The sequence below is a fragment of the Marinomonas rhodophyticola genome (assembly GCF_026113935.1).
Classification (GTDB): domain Bacteria; phylum Pseudomonadota; class Gammaproteobacteria; order Pseudomonadales; family Marinomonadaceae; genus Marinomonas; species Marinomonas rhodophyticola.
The window spans coordinates 61,367-77,500 of the sequence record NZ_JAPEUL010000009.1 but is presented as its reverse complement, the minus strand read 5'-3'; the positions used below and the strand labels follow the sequence as shown (position 1 = coordinate 77,500).

The window sequence follows — 16,134 nt, the reverse complement described above, 5'->3', positions numbered from 1 at the left end:
TCACTAGTCGAGTCGGCCTGCGCGGAAGATATAACGGGGCTAAAACTGTACACCGAAGCTACGGATGCTTAGTTTACTAGGCATGGTAGAGGAGCGTTCTGTAAGCCGTTGAAGGTCAAGCTGTAAGGCAGGCTGGAGGTATCAGAAGTGCGAATGTTGACATGAGTAACGATAAGGGGAGTGAAAAACTCCCCGCCGGAAGACCAAGGTTTCCTGTCCCATGTTAATCAGGGCAGGGTGAGTCGGCCCCTAAGGCGAGGCAGAAATGCGTAGTCGATGGGAAACAGGTTAATATTCCTGTACTCGTGCATATTGCGATGGAGAGACGGAGAAGGCTAGGCCAGCACAGCGATGGTTGTCTGTGTTTAAGGCGGTAGGTTTAGGGCTTAGGCAAATCCGGGCCCTTTTAAGACCGAGAACTGATGACGAGCCCTCTTTTGGGCGAAGTGGTTGATGCCATGCTTCCAGGAAAAACTTCTAAGCTTCAGATATGCAGGAACCGTACCCCAAACCGACACAGGTGGTCAGGTAGAGAATACCAAGGCGCTTGAGAGAACTCGGGTGAAGGAACTAGGCAAAATGGTACCGTAACTTCGGGAGAAGGTACGCCGGCCGGTGTGAAGGACTTGCTCCGTAAGCACTAGTCGGTCGAAGATACCAGGTGGCTGCGACTGTTTATTAAAAACACAGCACTCTGCAAACACGAAAGTGGACGTATAGGGTGTGACGCCTGCCCGGTGCTTGAAGGTTAATTGATGGGGTTAGCGCAAGCGAAGCTCTTGATCGAAGCCCAAGTAAACGGCGGCCGTAACTATAACGGTCCTAAGGTAGCGAAATTCCTTGTCGGGTAAGTTCCGACCTGCACGAATGGCGTAACGATGGCCACACTGTCTCCACCCGAGACTCAGTGAAATTGAAATCGCAGTGAAGATGCTGTGTATCCGCGGCTAGACGGAAAGACCCCGTGAACCTTTACTATAGCTTCACAGTGAACTTTGAACCTACTTGTGTAGGATAGGTGGGAGGCTTTGAAGCGGTGACGCCAGTTACCGTGGAGCCACTCTTGAAATACCACCCTGGTATGTTTGAGGTTCTAACTCAGGTCCGTAATCCGGATCGAGGACACTGTGTGGTGGGTAGTTTGACTGGGGCGGTCTCCTCCCAAAGAGTAACGGAGGAGCACGAAGGTGTGCTCAGCATGGTCGGAAATCATGCATAGAGTGTAAAGGCAAAAGCACGCTTAACTGCGAGACAGACACGTCGAGCAGGTACGAAAGTAGGTCTTAGTGATCCGGTGGTTCTGTATGGAAGGGCCATCGCTCAACGGATAAAAGGTACTCCGGGGATAACAGGCTGATACCGCCCAAGAGTTCACATCGACGGCGGTGTTTGGCACCTCGATGTCGGCTCATCACATCCTGGGGCTGAAGCCGGTCCCAAGGGTATGGCTGTTCGCCATTTAAAGTGGTACGCGAGCTGGGTTTAGAACGTCGTGAGACAGTTCGGTCCCTATCTGCCGTGGACGTTTGAGATTTGAGAGGAGCTGCTCCTAGTACGAGAGGACCGGAGTGGACGAACCTCTGGTGTTCCGGTTGTCACGCCAGTGGCATTGCCGGGTAGCTATGTTCGGACGGGATAACCGCTGAAAGCATCTAAGCGGGAAGCCTCCCTTAAGATAAGATCTCACTGGAACATAAGTTCCCTAAAGAGCCGTTCGAGACTAGGACGTTGATAGGTTGGGTGTGTAAGTGCTGTGAGGCATTGAGCTAACCAATACTAATTGCTCGTGAGGCTTGACCATATAACACCAAAGTGGTTTTTAAAGCGGAAACGCTACAATCACAGACACAGATTACGATAAAGCATCAGCAATGATGAGCATCGGTTTGATACTTGGTTATCACTATTTCAAAATGAATTGTTAAAGATCCAAGCACGTATTCGCGTGTTGTGGTGAGACGACAAAGAGTCCAGCCAGAACAAAACGCAAAACGAATTGCTTGACGATCATAGAGGCGTTGAACCACCTGATCCCATCCCGAACTCAGAAGTGAAAAGCGCCATCGCCGATGGTAGTGTGGGAGATCCCATGTGAGAGTAGGTCGTCGTCAAGCTTTATATTAAGAGAAACCCCATCCTACTCAGTAGGGTGGGGTTTTTTCGTTTCAGGGACGTAGCATGATCCTTCCCACGTGCGTGTGGGGGCCTCTTATCAAAGACACGCATGTGAGAGTAGGTCGTCGACAAGCTTTATATTAAGAGAAACCCCATCCTACTCAGTGGGGTGGGGTTTTTCGTTTCAGGGACGTAGCATGATCCTTGCCACGTGCGTGTGGGGCTCTTTATCAAAGACACGCATGTGAGAGTAGGTCGTCGTCAAGCTTTATATTAAGAAGGCCCTGATAGCTAACGCTGTCAGGGCTTTTTTCGTCTCAAGGAAAGGGGCCGAGGTGCATCACCATCACCTTGGTATTCGCTTCGCTTTTGACGGCCTAAAGGCCGACAGGTTATTCAGATTTTTGTAGGTCGTGGCCTTAGCTCCGATAATATAGGCCGTTTTTCGTTAAATTCGTTTTGTTACGATCAAAAAACAAATGAAATGAACAAAAAGAGGGCTATGGGACTTGAAAACTAAACTTAGCTCAAACACAAATTATGGTTGATCCGCTAATTGTCGGGGTCTAATAAAATCGCTTAACTTGATGAATTAAACAAGTTTATGGAGATAGCGCTCAAGAGTTTGATGAGGCCTGAGCGATCCGCCTACCTTGAATCTGCTCAATCTAGTAATAAAGCCAATGGTTATCGTGCTATTAATGGATTCAGTATTGGATTTATTGGGACTACAAATACAAATTGACTGTCTGAGTCTATTTAAAACGAGGCTATTCTATATTAATCATGAAGGACTAAAGTGATAGAATAGGTTTTACTCATTTATCTAATCATTGCTTAATGAATGTTTTGTTAACACTTATTTTGTCTAAAAAAACGGCCCATTTAGGACCGTTTAATTTGAACTGTTTCTTATCAAAGCGCTAGTTTTCTATTTGTGCTTTATCGACGATATGGTTATCACCGATATCTTTTGGCAGTATTAAGTTCAATACAATGGCGACGATACCGCAAAGACTGATACCTTGAAGGCTGAACTCACCAATACCAAATGCCATACCACCAATGCCGAATACTAATGTAACACCAACAATGATGAGATTACGTGATTTATGCAAGTCGACTTGATTTTTGATTAGGGTGTTTAAACCCACAGCAGCGATAGAACCAAACAATAGAATCATAATGCCACCCATGACAGGTAATGGTATCGTTTGCAGGGCCGCGCCCAGTTTCCCTACCCAAGCCAGTACGATAGCGGCAATGGCGGCCCATGTCATGATGACAGGGTTGAATGCCTTCGTGAGCATCACGGCACCAGTGACTTCACTGTAAGTCGTATTTGGTGGTGCGCCTACCATAGCGGCCGCCATGGTAGCGATACCATCACCGGTAATGGTGCGATGTAGTCCTGGCTTTTTAAGATAGTCTTTTCCCGTTACGTTCGAGATGGAAAGAATATCACCTACGTGTTCAACCGCTGGTGCAATTGCAACAGGTAGCATGAATAATATCGCGTTAATGTTGAACTCGGGTGCGGTAAAGTTTGGCATGGCAAACCATGCTGCATTATGAATGGGCTGGAAGTCGACAATGCCGAAAAATAAACTTAATGCGTAGCCAACGATAATACCTCCGAAAACAGGCAGTAGCCTAAAAAGCCCTTTTGCGAATACACTAATCAAAATGGTAGTTAGCAAGGAGGCTAAGGCAATCCAGATGGCAATATCGGCGTCAATAACTTGAGTGTCTCCTGCTTTGCCAAGTGCCATATTGACCGCAACAGGCGCCAGACCAAGACCTATTACCATAATGATCGGGCCAATAACAACGGGAGGTAGTAGGGTGTGAATGAAGCCTGCACCTTTAAGTCGAATCAAGCCACCCAGTACAACATAAACAAAGCCTGCTGCAATCAATCCTCCCATGGTAGCGGGAATTCCCCAAGTTTGAACGCCATACATAATAGGAGCAATAAAAGCAAAAGAAGAGGCAAGAAAAATGGGGACCGTGCGTTTTGTAGTTAATTGAAATAACAGCGTTCCAACGCCAGCACCAAAAAGAGCAACGCTAGGGTCCAAGCCAGTTAATAGCGGGACAAGTACAAGAGCGCCAAATGCAACAAACAGCATTTGAATGCCTAAGACGGCATTTTTCATAATTTTAATCCTTGGAATGGTTTAAGTGCGAGAATTTTATAGACAAGTAGATGCGAGCGCCATGGTGATTTAACCTCAGCCGTTACTTCTTGGATTTTAGATTTTTTTAAGAAAATGGCGGGTAAATTCGTCTGCAGGAATGGGACGACTAATGTGGTAGCCTTGAATGTCATCACAGCCAAGTTGTTTGAGTAAATCGAGCTGTTCTTGGTTTTCAACGCCTTCTGCAATGGTGGTCATCTCTAACTGTTGAGCCAGAAGAATAATGATGCCAACAATGACATAGTCATTTCTATTGGTTGTCATGTTGCGTACAAAAGATTGATCTATTTTGAGTTTATAAACAGGGAAGCGTTGTAGGTAGCTTAAGGATGAGTAGCCAGTGCCAAAATCATCAATGGCGGTTTTTATTCCGTATCGTTGGAACGACTCTAGTATTGTAATAGTGTGCTTGGGATTTTTGGTGGCAATATGTTCTGTTAGTTCCAATTCTAGATATTCTGCAGGTACGTCGTATTCATTGAGAATAGCGTTCACAATCAAAGGAAGATCATTTGCTTGGAATTGGGCATAAGATAGGTTGACTGCTATTCTAACAGGCTCGATTCCGTCGTCGAGCCATCGCTTAATCTGGCGGGCTGTTTCTCGTAACACCCATTCACCAATGGCTAAAATTTGTCCGCTTTCTTCTGCAAGAGGAATAAATTCAGCAGGGCTGACGTTGCCAAGTGTCTTGCTGTGCCATCGAATAAGAGCCTCTGCACCGATTATTTTACCTGTTGAGAGGGATACTTGTGGTTGATAATGCAAGTAAAACTCTGATTGCTCTAAGGCGTCATGGAGAGCATTGCCTAGGGAGAGGGCACGTGTGGAAATAGCCTGCATTTCTTCGCTAAAAAAACGAACTGATTTCGGCCTGAATGTTTTGCATAGTACATTGCAGTGTCAGCTCGTTTATACAAGGTATCGAAATCTTTGCCGTTTCTTGGGTACAGGCTCACGCCAATCGAAGGCGTGATGAAAAACTGATGCTGATCAATATGATAGCGAGCAGCCAAGCCCTCTTTGATTAGAGTGATTCTTTTGGTTAGTTGTGCTTCTTGCTCAGCGGGTAGCAGGATAATAAACTCATCTCCGCCTTGTCGAGCAACATAGCCGTCAGAAGCTACTAAGGTACGCATTCGGTCTGCTACGGCAAGCAGCAGTTGATCACCGATCGAATGGCCAAGGGAATCGTTGATGTTTTTAAAGTGGTCCAGATCAATAAACAGTAATGCCAGCTTGGTATCGGGCGTCATAATCTTATGGAAGGTCTTATGGAGTGCGACTCTATTGGAGAGTTTGGTTAGAGGGTCATGATGAGCCAGCCACTCTACTTGAGAGTGCGCTTTTTGAATGTCGTCAATGTCGATACGAACACCCAGCATACGTGATGGTTTATCCTCTTGATCAAACTCAGTCACGATACAGCGTACACCAATCCAGCGGTAGTCTCCGTTACTGTGTCGAATACGTGCTTCGTACTTGTAATAGTTCGTAGTGGTTTTACTGTTTAAGATACTTTTAATGGTATTTAATACGTACTCACGATCGTCGGGATGAATTTTTTCCAATTCTGCTTGGCGGTCTGCTGGGCCTTCAACCGGTACATAACCAAGCATGGTGAAATAAGAAGGTGTAGCAAACCAAACATCTGTTGCCACGTTCCACTCCCAAATGCCAACTTTGGTGAGTTTGAGTGCTTCATTTACTCGAATCTCGGCTTCAATAAGTTCACTTTCTCTTTCTTTGAAAGAGGTGGTTCTTTGAGCATGTCCGATTGATGAAAAAAATTGTCCCGATGTATTGTATGTTAGAGCGCATTTTATTTGAAAATAATCTATTCTTCCGCAGGGTAAGCAGACATATTCTTCTGTTGTGCCTGTTGTCTTTTTTGAAGTTATATTAGGAATGATGTGTTGGTTGTGCTGGGCGTGAATGTCTTCGTCTTTATAGCCGATTATCTCGGCTTTGAGAGACCGAGTAGGCGTTCAAATGACGCGTTACAATATAGATAGGCTTGTTCTTCATCTTTGATCCAAATCGGATCAGGGAGACTATCGAGAGACGATGTTAATTGGTTTGCATAACGCTCGCAGAGCGCAAGCTTTTGCAGAATAATACCATTGCCAGCCTTCATCCTAAGGTAGGTTTTTACAAATTTGAGTATAAGACATAAGGCTAAAAAGGAACCGAGTATTGCTACCCAATGATAAAGCGTCATTTGTCACCTTAATAATCTGATTATGTAGTAGAAGCCGTTTTTGAAGCTCCTACATGAGTGCTGTTGTGAGCATTCTAATCTAAAGCAGACTTGTCGGCTGTATAACATGTGATGCTACTCTGTAGTCTTATGTAATCAACCTGAGAGGCTGTTTTAAATTAAAAAGAGCGTGCTGTCATAGCAACATAATATTGATTAGCACAGGTTCAGATCTCAAATAAACTGTAAGGTTTTATGCTGAGTTTTCCATATGAATATATTAAATATTTACTCTATCTGAACACTCGGTATGGTCGTAATTAGCTAATATAGATATTAATTTTTTAATTGATAGGGTCATGTTATATGCTTCCTCGTTGTTTTTCTGAGTCCATGAAGGGTTCAAACTTGGTTGTGCCACAGACAATGCACAATCCCCATAAAATAGATGCCTCTCATCGCTTACAAAGATTAGTGAGTCGATCACTGGTCGCTGTTGGCGTGTTGTTTAGCCTCACGGCTTGTGCCGCCCAGTCACAGACGTCACCGTCTCAGGCCACACAATCTGCTGCTCAGCCGGAAGAAGGACAGGCGTTCAGCTATGCTTGGTTAAAAGGATATGCGCGCCAATTGGCGACAACGCCTTATAAAAGTCATCAAGGTGAATTACCTGAGAGCTTAAAACGCCTTGACTGGGATGATTACCAAGAAATTCGTTTTAATAAAGACGCGGCCTTGTGGCGTGATCAAAAATCGGAGTTTCGTACAGAGCTTTTTCATCTTGGGTTAGGTTTTGACACGCCCATTCATATGAATGAGTTGGAAAATGGTAAATCAACGCCTATTCCTTACATGCCTTCTGAATTTACCTACGGTAAGTCCAAGGTAGATGGTAATAAGCTTCCTAAAGATCTTGGTTTTGCCGGATTTAGAATGCAATTTGCGACAGACTGGCAGCGTGATGTTGTCGCTTTTTTAGGGGCGAGTTACTTCCGTGCGGTAGGTAGCGAAATGCAATATGGCCTTTCTGCTCGTGGTCTAGCGATTGATACGGCGATGCCGCACCCTGAAGAGTTTCCAATTTTTACGGACTTTTGGTTAGAGAAGCCAACGCCAGGCTCGGATCTAGTGACGGTGTACGCATTAATGGACTCTCCAAGTGTGACAGGTGCCTATCGTTTTGATATGTCACCAGGTGAACCGTTTAAAATGCGAGTAGATTCGGCCGTTTACCCACGTAAATCGGTTGAGCGTTTGGGTGTTGCGCCAATGACCAGTATGTTTATGGTCGGCGAAAATGATCGTAGAACCAATTACGATTGGCGCGCTGAAATTCATGACTCTGATGGCTTGGCCATGCAAACGGGTAACGGAGAGTGGATCTGGCGCCCTTTAAGCAACCCTGCTAATTTGCAGTTTAATGCTTACAGCGATGAGAATCCAAAGGGCTTTGGTTTGCTACAGCGTGATCGCAACTTTGACCACTATCAAGATGACGGTGTTTTTTATGAGAAGCGCCCAAGCTTATGGATTGAACCGATTGGTAACTGGGGTAAAGGCTCTGTACAATTGGTCGAGATTCCAACTCTTGATGAAACATTCGATAACATCGTTGCTTTCTGGAACCCCGCGGCACCAGTTGAAGCGGGTCAAGAGCTACTGTATAGCTACAACATGTATTGGGGAAGCCATCCTCCGGTGCAATCTAATCGAGCGCGTGTCGTTGATACCTTTACGGGCATTGGCGGTGTGATTGGTAAGAAGCGTCAATATTATAGCAAGCGCTTTGTGGTCGACTTTGCTGGTGGTTCTTTAGCAATGCTAGGCAATGATACGAAAGTAAAAGCCGTCATTACCTCTTCGGAAGGAAGAGTAGAGATTGAGTCTGCTCGACCACTGCATTCTATTGATGGTTATCGAGCAATGTTTGATTTGGTGCCACCAAAAGGCGAGCCTAAGCCGATTAACTTACGGGTTTATTTAGAAGCTAATGGTCAGCCGTTGACTGAGACTTGGCAGTATCAGTGGACTCCGCCAGCAGAGAGTGATAGAGAGCTTCATAATGCCGGCCATTTGAAGTAGTTTTCTATTAAATACTCGTCGCTAATGAAGTGATAAATAAAAACGCCCGATGTTATACGTCGGGCGTTTTTTATTCAATAATATGTGCCTAAATTGCTAACCTTTGCGGCTATTTAGAAAATCACGGTATGCATAACCACTCTGTTTTATGGTTCTTTCCTGAGTTTGATAATCAACGTAGATGAGACCAAAACGCTTGCTGTACCCCTCAGCCCATTCAAAGTTATCCATCAAGCTCCAAGCAAAATAACCTCGAATATCAACACCATTTTCAATGGCTTTATTAACCGCGTTTAAATGGCTATCTAAATAGCGTACGCGTTGCTCATCGTTGACTTCGCCATCCACGATGTGATCCGCGCAAGCGGCGCCATTCTCGGTAATGTACATAGGCGGTAAGTGATATTGTTTGTGTAAATTCACTAATAGTTCGGTAAAAGCGTGTGGTGCGATTTCCCAGCCGATATCAGTGTACTCAACCGCTTGGCTATTTTTTACATTTTTGAACAGGTTATCCGCGTCGTAAGCGTTATGATTACAGGTGTAGAAGTTCATGCCCAAGAAATCAATCGGTTGAGCAATGATGTCCATGTCACCTGGCAAAACCGTTGGTAGGTACTGCGGTGCGACGGTTTTGAGTAATTTGGGATACTGGCCGGTCATCAGAGGCTCAATAAAGAATTGGTTGTCCAAAGTGTCACGCATCAAGCAAGCGAATTGATCTTCGGCCTTTTCGCTGGCGGCATAGGAGCGATTCATATTGAGCACAATGCCCACTTGTGAGTTTGGGGCGTTTTTACGGATGACGGGTAAAGCCAAACCATGGGCCAGTAAAATATGGTGAGCGGCTTGTCTGCCGTATTCTGGCTTGCTTAAACCAGGGGCGTGTATGCCCAGTTCATAACCTAAAATTGCAGCGCAGAAAGGTTCATTGAATGTCGCCCAACTGTCGACCCATTCAGCGAGTTCTTGGGTCACTAAATCGGCGTATTTTTTGAATTGATAGGCGGTTTCTCTATTTAGCCAGCCACCTTTGTCTTCTAAGTGTTGTGGTAGGTCCCAATGGTAGAGAGTGACAAAGACGGTTAGTCCTTCTTCTTTAAGTTTTTTGAGTAAATGGCGATAAAAGTCGAGTCCAGCTTGATTCGCTTTGCCGTTTTCGTCCATGACGCGAGGCCATGCAATCGAGAGTCGATAAGCATCAACACCGAGTCGTTTGATCAACTGGATATCTTGCTCCCACAATTGGTAGTGATTGCAGGCTATGTCGCCATTATCCATGTCTTTTACTTTGCCAGGCGTAGCGCAAAACGTGTCCCAAATAGAGGGCAGACGATTATCAGATTGGGTCGCGCCTTCGATTTGAAACGCCGCTGTCGCTACGCCAAAAATAAAATCTTGGCTTAGCATTTTCGAGTTTGTAGGTAAGGTGATAGACATGATTTCCTCGGTATTCTTATTGGTTTCTTATGGCAAGGTCAGTAATGTTCTCAAAGGTACTGGAGGATAGGAAAAAGGGTCAACAATGATCGAAGTATTTTAGTAATTTAAGGTATTTTAAGTGCTTTTTAAGTCTGTTTTAGCGGAGAATATAGTGCATAGGTGTAATGCTTCTGCCTTGAGATGTGTAGGCTTGAAAACGTTTTTGGAGTTCTGCTGGTAACATTTCGACGCTGATAGTCGTAAAATGATTTGCATGATAAAAAGGCACCAAATGGGTGAAGGCAAAGCAATAAGTCGGTCTGTCATTTAATGCGGAATGAATGTTGTTGATTAGGTGACTGCCGAGGCCGATGTTTCGATGGCTTGGTTCGGTCACCATGGCGGTGAGCAGTTGATATTCTGCAATCCGTTTGAGCCGAAGGGCACAAAGAATGGCGTTTTTATGGTTGCGTATGACCCAAATTGGATCTGCTTTATTAGGTTTTCCACTTGGGTAATGGGACTGGTAAAATTTTTTCACCAGTGGAAACCAAAGAGAAAGTACTTGTTCAGCATCAGGGTAAGGTCTTTTCATATGGAATAGATGTGACGATCAAATATTGAATGTTAGCATAGTTTGCTGTGTGTAAAAAAACATGGGTTAGATTGAATTACTTAATAATGAGAGGATTGGTATGTGGCAAAAAGTTATGTTGTGGAGCGTGTGTCTTTTGACATTGCCCATTTCTGGGATGTTAAATGCGGCGGAGAAACAAACAGCATTTGTTTTTGCAGCAGGCGAGTCATTTGAGCAATACCTAGTGCGTGCAGAGGAGTATCTTGTAAAAAATAAGCGATGGCTTAATCCTGCCAATAAGTTTAGAGAGCTGGATGCGGTGATGCCTTTTGAATTGTTGCCGGATCCAGAAGCGTGTGCCGGACGAGCTAATATTGGTGTGCTTTTGTCTCATGGCTTATCGGACTCTCCTTTTTCTATGCGCGACCCTGCCATGGCGTTACAAGCGGCTTGTTATCACGTTCGTGTGATTTTATTGCCAGGACATGGTACGAAAGCGGAGGATTTATTGGATATATCCCGTGACGATTGGCGTGCTACCTTCCGAAATGCGGCTAATGGGTTCAGTCAAGAAGTGGATACCTTATATGTAGGCGGCTTTTCTACAGGTGGCGCATTGGCAACAGAGTACGCTTGGCAGCATGCTGATCAAGTTGCAGGGGCCATCTTGTTTTCACCTGTATTTAAAGTAAACAGCGGTATAGATTGGCTTGCACCTTGGTTGGCGTTAGTGACAGACTGGTTAGACAATGATCCTAGTGATGATTTTGCGAAATACGCTTCAATCCCTCTACCAGCGATTGCCGAGGTGTACGAATTAGCAGCGGAAGTGCGTGATTTAGTATTGGATCAGCCTAAGCGTTTACCCGTATTTATTGCCTTGTCTGAAGACGATCAGACGGTTGATTCCTCTGTCACGGAGGAGGTATTTAAGGAAGGGATGATAGGCTCCAAGAGTCAAATGGTGCTGTACAGTAAAGATCAAATGAGTGTGAATACTGACCGAATCAAGGTTTACAATACCAATTGGCCTAAGGATAGAATTCTCGGTCTGTCGCATATGGCTGTACATGGTAATCCTGAGAACACTTATTATGGCGAGTCTGGTATCTATCGTGTTTGTGGTTGGTATGTGTCAGATGAGGACTTATATGAGAGTTGTCGTACTGATCAAGCGAATTGGTTTGGCGAAAAATCAGATGCTTTGCTAGAAAAAAGCCCCCATGCCGCAAGGGTTTCTTGGAATCCTCATTTTAACACATTAATGCAAGAAATCGTGTTCTTCATAAGAGCCAATGCAGACAGCAATGGGTAAAGGGAAGGTATATGATGAATCAAATAGATCTTAAGCTTAACACTATTGAACTTACTCAATTGCAAGTGGATCAATATCATAATAACGGATACTTGGTATTGGAATCGGTTGTACCTGAGTCAATTTGTAATGCATTGAAATCCCGCATGACGCAGCTAATGGCAGCATTTGAGCCAGAAGTGGTGCGCTCTATTTTTACAACGAATGAACAGTCTCGTCATACTGATCGTTATTTTATGGAGTCAGCCGATAAGGTGTCTTTTTTCTTCGAAGAGGAAGCCTTTGATGAAACGGGAGAGCTGAAGCAGCCGCTCGAATTGTCTATCAATAAAGTGGGTCATGGTTTGCATTCCCAAGATACCTTGTTTAGCGAGTTTTCATTGTCTCCAGTATGGTCTGCACTGTTGCAACGGTTAGGCATGAAAGATCCGCGAGCCGCACAATCTATGTACATCTTTAAGCAGCCTGGAATTGGGGGAGAAGTTAATTGTCATCAAGACAGCACGTTTCTTTATACCTCGCCAATGAGTGTGATTGGGCTGTGGTTTGCTATCGAAGAGGCGACACTGGAGAATGGCTGCCTTTGGGGAATACCAGAGGGGCATAAACAAGGGCTATTAAAACGATTTGAGCGTATGCACCCTAGGGCAATTGAGACCCAAATGGTCACTCTGAAAGAGCATAGTTGGGATTCTGATGCCCTAGTGCCACTACCTGTCCCTAAAGGGTCTTTGGTTATCCTCAATGGCGAGTTTCCACATCTTAGCTATGCAAACCGTTCCGATCGCTCTCGTCATGCTTATGCTATACATGCCGTTGATCAAGTTTGTGAATACCCTGAATTGAATTGGCTACAGGCGCAACAGGGTCAGTCGTTTTTGCCCTTTCGGCAGGTTTAGCCCTTAATATATAGACAAATTGGAGAGCGTCGATGCATGCCGTTTTAGCGCTGCTTAGTGATAACGAATTTCACTCTGGTGAAGAGCTTGGAGCCGTATTAGGCGTGACTCGTGCTGCTGTATGGAAAAAACTGAAAAAGCTTGAGTCTATAGGGGTGAACGTTCACTCCGTAAAGGGACGTGGCTATCGGCTGCCATCACCTTTTGAATTATTGTCGGAAGAGGCGCTGCGTAAGAATGGTGTGCCGGATGAGGTCGCGATTAACCTAGCGTTTGAAACGGAATCTACAAATGGTGATGCAAAGCGTTATATTTCACAGGGGGCTTCATTACCTGTGTTGATTTCGGTTGAGCGTCAGACTCAGGGAAAAGGGCGTCGTGGTCGCCAATGGGAATCGGGTGTTGCTAAAAACATTACCTTTTCGTTTGTGTGGCGTTTTGATAATGGTCCAAGCGTTGTGGAGGGGTTAAGCCTTGCGACAGGAGTGGCTGTTGCTCGGGTATTAAAAAAACTAGGCGTGCCAAACCCTGGGCTAAAATGGCCAAACGATGTGCAGGTTGATGGCCAGAAAATCTGCGGTATTTTACTAGAAATGGTTGCGGATCAGGATGTTTGCCATGTCATTATTGGCATCGGTCTTAATGTCGAGATGGATAAGAGTGTTATGACGCACGTTGATCAGCCATGGACAGACCTTGTGTCTCGATTAAAGTCAAGGCCTAGCCGAAACCTGATATTGGCTGAGCTTACTAGGGAGCTTATAGAGGTTTGTAGACTCTTCGAAGATGGCCATGGCATGAAGCACTTCCAACATCATTGGCAGGCGTATGACGTGTTATTTAATCAATCAGTCACAGTAAGCAGTGTGTCTCAGCAACGCCAAGGTATTGCTCGAGGGATTGATCAAAAGGGGGCGCTGTTATTGGAAGAAAATGGTGAGCTGGTGGCGTTGCATGGGGGAGAAATTAGTGTCCGTCGAGTCTAATTTACTGGTGGTTGACGCAGGCAATACGAGTATTAAATTTACTGCTTTATTGGGTGAGCAAGTATTATGGGTTAGTCGTGGTGACACTTATCCTGTTGATACAGACTTTGTGCCAGATGTGATCTATTTTGCCAGTGTTCGTTCCAAAGAGTTGAGTGCTTTGTTGCGCGCAGATATTCAAGCAGAGTTTCCGCAAAGTCAGTGGTTGACATTAAAAAGTCAGGATTACGCGTGTGGTGTGCGCAATGCTTACATTGAGCCTGAACGCTTAGGGATAGACCGTTGGTTAGGTGTTATTGCAGCGCATCATTTGGTGAAAGGCGATGTGGTTATCGTCGATGCAGGAACGGCGATTAAAGTGGATGTAGTAAACCAGGCTGGTGTGCACCTTGGCGGCTACATAGCTCCAGGGCTCGCTATGATGGAGGATGCCTTGCTTTCTAAAACGGCGCGTATTCGTTATGAGGCGCATGAAGTGGTCGCTGGGCAAGGCTTACCTAACTCAACGGCCAGGGCGGTAACGGAAGGGTGTCATGAAATGGCGCTGGGTTTCTTGGAGCGTATTTATCGCCGTTACTCTACTTTCAAATGGGTTGTGACGGGTGGGGATGCGCGAAGATTGCTGGATGTATTGGGTATTGCGTTGGAGTGTCAGCCCAATCTTGTCGCTTTGGGTGCGAAGCTGGTGGGTGATGAGCGTTTGAGAGGCGACAAATGAAGTGGCTATTTTTGTGTGTGGTGTTGCTTAATGCAGGATTTCTCGGCTGGCATGGTTTTGTAAAAGATAAACCAAAGGTGGCTCAAGAATCCATTTACGCCCCTCCTGTAAGTGAAAAGATCCATTTGTTGTCCGAGGTGCCAGCAATTAACGAACAAAACCTCAAGGTGAATACGTCATCGAATGAAAGTTTAGAAGAGGCGCTGAATCGAGTCATAGATCAAACGGTTGCTAAGTCACCTGCATTATTATGTCCACGTCTGGAGACAGAGCGACAAGAGGATAAAAAACAAATCACCCAAGTGCTGACAGATTTTGGTTGGGCTTACAAAGAGCAGGAAGTGACAGGTAAGCGCCCTAAATTTTGGTTGTACATTGCAGCGCCTGACACGCCTGCCACGGCGGCAAAAATTGTCAAAGATCTTGCGTCTAAATCGGTTGATAGTTTTGTTATTAACCGTGCTGAGATGAAAAATCGCATTTCATTAGGTCTGTATTCTTCGCAGGAGAGGGCTGATCAAGCGAAGCAGCGAATACAAAATATTTCCGGTTATACTGTTGATGTCTATGAACATATGCGAAATGTGTCGATTCAGCAGATTGATATAGCTCAGCCTGTTAGTGAGAAAGACTGGGAGCGGTTTGTCTCACGCTTTGATCTGACCAAGATGATGATAAAATTAGAAAAAAATCCTTGCTAGTGCTTGCAATTGGCAAAGCGATTCATATAATGGCTCCCACCTTTTGGGGTGTTGCGTTGTAGCGCTGAGTACGTGGAGGGGTTCCCGAGTGGCCAAAGGGAGCAGATTGTAAATCTGCCACGAGAGTTTCGGTGGTTCGAATCCACCTCCCTCCACCAATTGCGGGTATGGTATAGTGGCTATTACCTCAGCCTTCCAAGCTGAAGAGGCGGGTTCGATTCCCGCTACCCGCTCCAAGCTCATGTAGCTCAGTTGGTAGAGCACACCCTTGGTAAGGGTGAGGTCGGCAGTTCAAATCTGCTCATGAGCTCCAGCATTTTCAATGCAAAAGATAGGTGGGTTAGCCGCCTTTTTTATTGTCTGTTTTTTGGGCAGATACCCTTGCTAAGTTTAGCTTGTTCAGGTATCATCCTCCGCCCATACGAATGTAGGCCAATAGTTCAATTGGTAGAGCACCGGTTTCCAAAACCGGCTGTTGGGGGTTCGAGTCCCTCTTGGCCTGCCATCTTTCGTATCCTATTTCTTAGTTAGGGATCACCTGAAGTATGAGTTCGAGTACTGAAGCTCAAGCGTCTCGCGGAGATGTGTTTAAGTGGGCGATTGTTGTTCTGCTAGTTGCGGTAGGCGTGATTGGTAATAACTATTATTCTGCTGAGTCACTATTGTATCGTTTAATCGCTATTTTGGTGTTGGCCGGTGTCGCTGGTTTTGTTGCGTTACAAACTGTTAAAGGTAAGGCTTTTTTACTCTTGCAAAAGAAGCTAAAACCGAAATTCGCAGAGTTGTATGGCCAACGAGACAAGAAACCGTGCAAACGACCTTGATTGTGTTAGCGGTTGTTGTTTTTATGTCTCTCGTGCTATGGGGGGTGGATTCGCTCCTTGGCTGGATCGTTTCCTCGGTAATTAGTTAGGAGTT

Annotated in this window: 12 protein-coding genes, 4 tRNA genes, 2 rRNA genes and 1 pseudogene (1 of these 19 running past the window's edge); 13 read left to right on the top strand and 6 right to left on the bottom strand. The window is 45.2% G+C overall.

The genetic code is table 11. The features are described from left to right. Both ONZ52_RS14750 and rrf read left to right on the top strand, forming a co-directional pair. A 23S ribosomal RNA gene (locus tag ONZ52_RS14750) occupies positions 1-1,801 on the top strand (it extends 1,088 nt beyond the left edge of the window). A gap of 198 nt (positions 1,802-1,999) precedes the next feature. Next, positions 2,000-2,114, top strand: a 5S ribosomal RNA gene (rrf, locus tag ONZ52_RS14745). Positions 2,115-3,038: 924 nt separating this feature from the next. On the opposite strand, the gene ONZ52_RS14740 is transcribed toward rrf, so the two are convergent. The 4 genes from ONZ52_RS14740 to ONZ52_RS14725 all read right to left on the bottom strand — a co-directional run bounded on the left by ONZ52_RS14740 (position 3,039) and on the right by ONZ52_RS14725 (position 6,453). Beyond that, a complete protein-coding gene (locus ONZ52_RS14740) occupies positions 3,039-4,274 on the bottom strand; it encodes a uracil-xanthine permease family protein (protein WP_265219487.1) in 1,236 nt (411 codons plus the stop codon). Between the two features lie 96 nt (positions 4,275-4,370). Continuing rightward, on the bottom strand, positions 4,371-5,159 hold the full coding sequence (locus ONZ52_RS14735) for a putative bifunctional diguanylate cyclase/phosphodiesterase (protein WP_265219486.1): 789 nt from the start codon (positions 5,157-5,159) through the stop codon (positions 4,371-4,373). Next, positions 5,126-5,977 carry a sensor domain-containing diguanylate cyclase gene (locus tag ONZ52_RS14730; RefSeq protein WP_265219485.1) on the bottom strand — a complete coding sequence of 284 codons (852 nt, stop codon included), beginning with the start codon at positions 5,975-5,977 and terminating at the stop codon, positions 5,126-5,128. Before ONZ52_RS14730 ends, ONZ52_RS14735 begins: the two co-directional genes overlap by 34 nt. Before the next feature lie 296 nt (positions 5,978-6,273). Next, a complete protein-coding gene (locus ONZ52_RS14725; protein ID WP_265220299.1) occupies positions 6,274-6,453 on the bottom strand; it encodes a PAS domain-containing protein in 180 nt (59 codons plus the stop codon). Positions 6,454-6,882: 429 nt separating this feature from the next. Here ONZ52_RS14725 and ONZ52_RS14720 point away from each other — a divergent pair, with 429 nt between their 5' ends. After that, a complete protein-coding gene (locus ONZ52_RS14720; RefSeq protein ID WP_265219484.1) occupies positions 6,883-8,598 on the top strand; it encodes an OpgD/OpgG family glucan biosynthesis protein in 1,716 nt (571 codons plus the stop codon). A gap of 96 nt (positions 8,599-8,694) precedes the next feature. Here the strand turns inward: ONZ52_RS14720 and ONZ52_RS14715 are convergent, their stop codons facing one another. Both ONZ52_RS14715 and ONZ52_RS14710 read right to left on the bottom strand, forming a co-directional pair. Continuing rightward, positions 8,695-10,038, bottom strand: coding sequence for a GH1 family beta-glucosidase (locus ONZ52_RS14715; RefSeq protein ID WP_265219483.1), 1,344 nt, complete (start codon positions 10,036-10,038; stop codon positions 8,695-8,697). Positions 10,039-10,177: 139 nt separating this feature from the next. Further along, entirely contained in the window at positions 10,178-10,561 is a 384-nt protein-coding gene (locus ONZ52_RS14710; RefSeq protein WP_265219482.1) for a GNAT family N-acetyltransferase, read from the bottom strand. Between the two features lie 154 nt (positions 10,562-10,715). Here ONZ52_RS14710 and ONZ52_RS14705 point away from each other — a divergent pair, with 154 nt between their 5' ends. From ONZ52_RS14705 to secE, 10 genes and pseudogenes are all read left to right on the top strand, one after another. After that, positions 10,716-11,912, top strand: a complete 1,197-nt coding sequence (locus ONZ52_RS14705) for an alpha/beta hydrolase (protein WP_265219481.1) — start codon at positions 10,716-10,718, stop codon at positions 11,910-11,912. Positions 11,913-11,923: 11 nt separating this feature from the next. After that, positions 11,924-12,811 carry a phytanoyl-CoA dioxygenase family protein gene (locus tag ONZ52_RS14700; RefSeq protein WP_265219480.1) on the top strand — a complete coding sequence of 296 codons (888 nt, stop codon included), beginning with the start codon at positions 11,924-11,926 and terminating at the stop codon, positions 12,809-12,811. A gap of 32 nt (positions 12,812-12,843) precedes the next feature. After that, the gene (locus ONZ52_RS14695; RefSeq protein ID WP_265219479.1) at positions 12,844-13,797 is read left to right on the top strand and encodes a biotin--[acetyl-CoA-carboxylase] ligase; all 954 of its coding nucleotides are present in this window, start codon (positions 12,844-12,846) and stop codon (positions 13,795-13,797) included. Next, positions 13,766-14,515, top strand: a complete 750-nt coding sequence (locus ONZ52_RS14690) for a type III pantothenate kinase (protein ID WP_265219478.1) — start codon at positions 13,766-13,768, stop codon at positions 14,513-14,515. The genes ONZ52_RS14695 and ONZ52_RS14690 overlap by 32 nt, the downstream gene beginning before the upstream one ends. Beyond that, positions 14,512-15,216, top strand: coding sequence for an SPOR domain-containing protein (locus tag ONZ52_RS14685; protein WP_265219477.1), 705 nt, complete (start codon positions 14,512-14,514; stop codon positions 15,214-15,216). The genes ONZ52_RS14690 and ONZ52_RS14685 overlap by 4 nt, the downstream gene beginning before the upstream one ends. Before the next feature lie 74 nt (positions 15,217-15,290). Beyond that, a tRNA-Tyr gene (locus ONZ52_RS14680) sits at positions 15,291-15,374 on the top strand. 3 nt (positions 15,375-15,377) lie between these two features. Next, a tRNA-Gly gene (locus ONZ52_RS14675) sits at positions 15,378-15,452 on the top strand. 1 nt (position 15,453) lies between these two features. Further along, a tRNA-Thr gene (locus tag ONZ52_RS14670) sits at positions 15,454-15,529 on the top strand. 116 nt (positions 15,530-15,645) lie between these two features. Beyond that, a tRNA-Trp gene (locus ONZ52_RS14665) sits at positions 15,646-15,721 on the top strand. Between the two features lie 40 nt (positions 15,722-15,761). Then, positions 15,762-16,129: pseudogene (gene secE / locus ONZ52_RS14660) on the top strand (preprotein translocase subunit SecE). The last annotated feature ends 5 nt before the right edge of the window (positions 16,130-16,134 follow it).

Excerpts from the sequence above, each read along its gene's own strand:
- ONZ52_RS14740 (WP_265219487.1), bottom strand. The coding sequence starts at position 4,274 with ATGAAAAATGCCGTCTTAGGCATTCAAATGCTGTTTGTTGCATTTGGC.
- ONZ52_RS14735 (WP_265219486.1), bottom strand. The coding sequence starts at position 5,159 with ATGCAGGCTATTTCCACACGTGCCCTCTCCCTAGGCAATGCTCTCCAT.
- ONZ52_RS14725 (WP_265220299.1), bottom strand. The coding sequence starts at position 6,453 with ATGAAGGCTGGCAATGGTATTATTCTGCAAAAGCTTGCGCTCTGCGAG.
- ONZ52_RS14720 (WP_265219484.1), top strand. The coding sequence starts at position 6,883 with ATGCTTCCTCGTTGTTTTTCTGAGTCCATGAAGGGTTCAAACTTGGTT.
- ONZ52_RS14715 (WP_265219483.1), bottom strand. The coding sequence starts at position 10,038 with ATGTCTATCACCTTACCTACAAACTCGAAAATGCTAAGCCAAGATTTT.
- ONZ52_RS14705 (WP_265219481.1), top strand. The coding sequence starts at position 10,716 with ATGTGGCAAAAAGTTATGTTGTGGAGCGTGTGTCTTTTGACATTGCCC.
- ONZ52_RS14700 (WP_265219480.1), top strand. The coding sequence starts at position 11,924 with ATGATGAATCAAATAGATCTTAAGCTTAACACTATTGAACTTACTCAA.
- ONZ52_RS14695 (WP_265219479.1), top strand. The coding sequence starts at position 12,844 with ATGCATGCCGTTTTAGCGCTGCTTAGTGATAACGAATTTCACTCTGGT.
- ONZ52_RS14690 (WP_265219478.1), top strand. The coding sequence starts at position 13,766 with ATGGGGGAGAAATTAGTGTCCGTCGAGTCTAATTTACTGGTGGTTGAC.
- ONZ52_RS14685 (WP_265219477.1), top strand. The coding sequence starts at position 14,512 with ATGAAGTGGCTATTTTTGTGTGTGGTGTTGCTTAATGCAGGATTTCTC.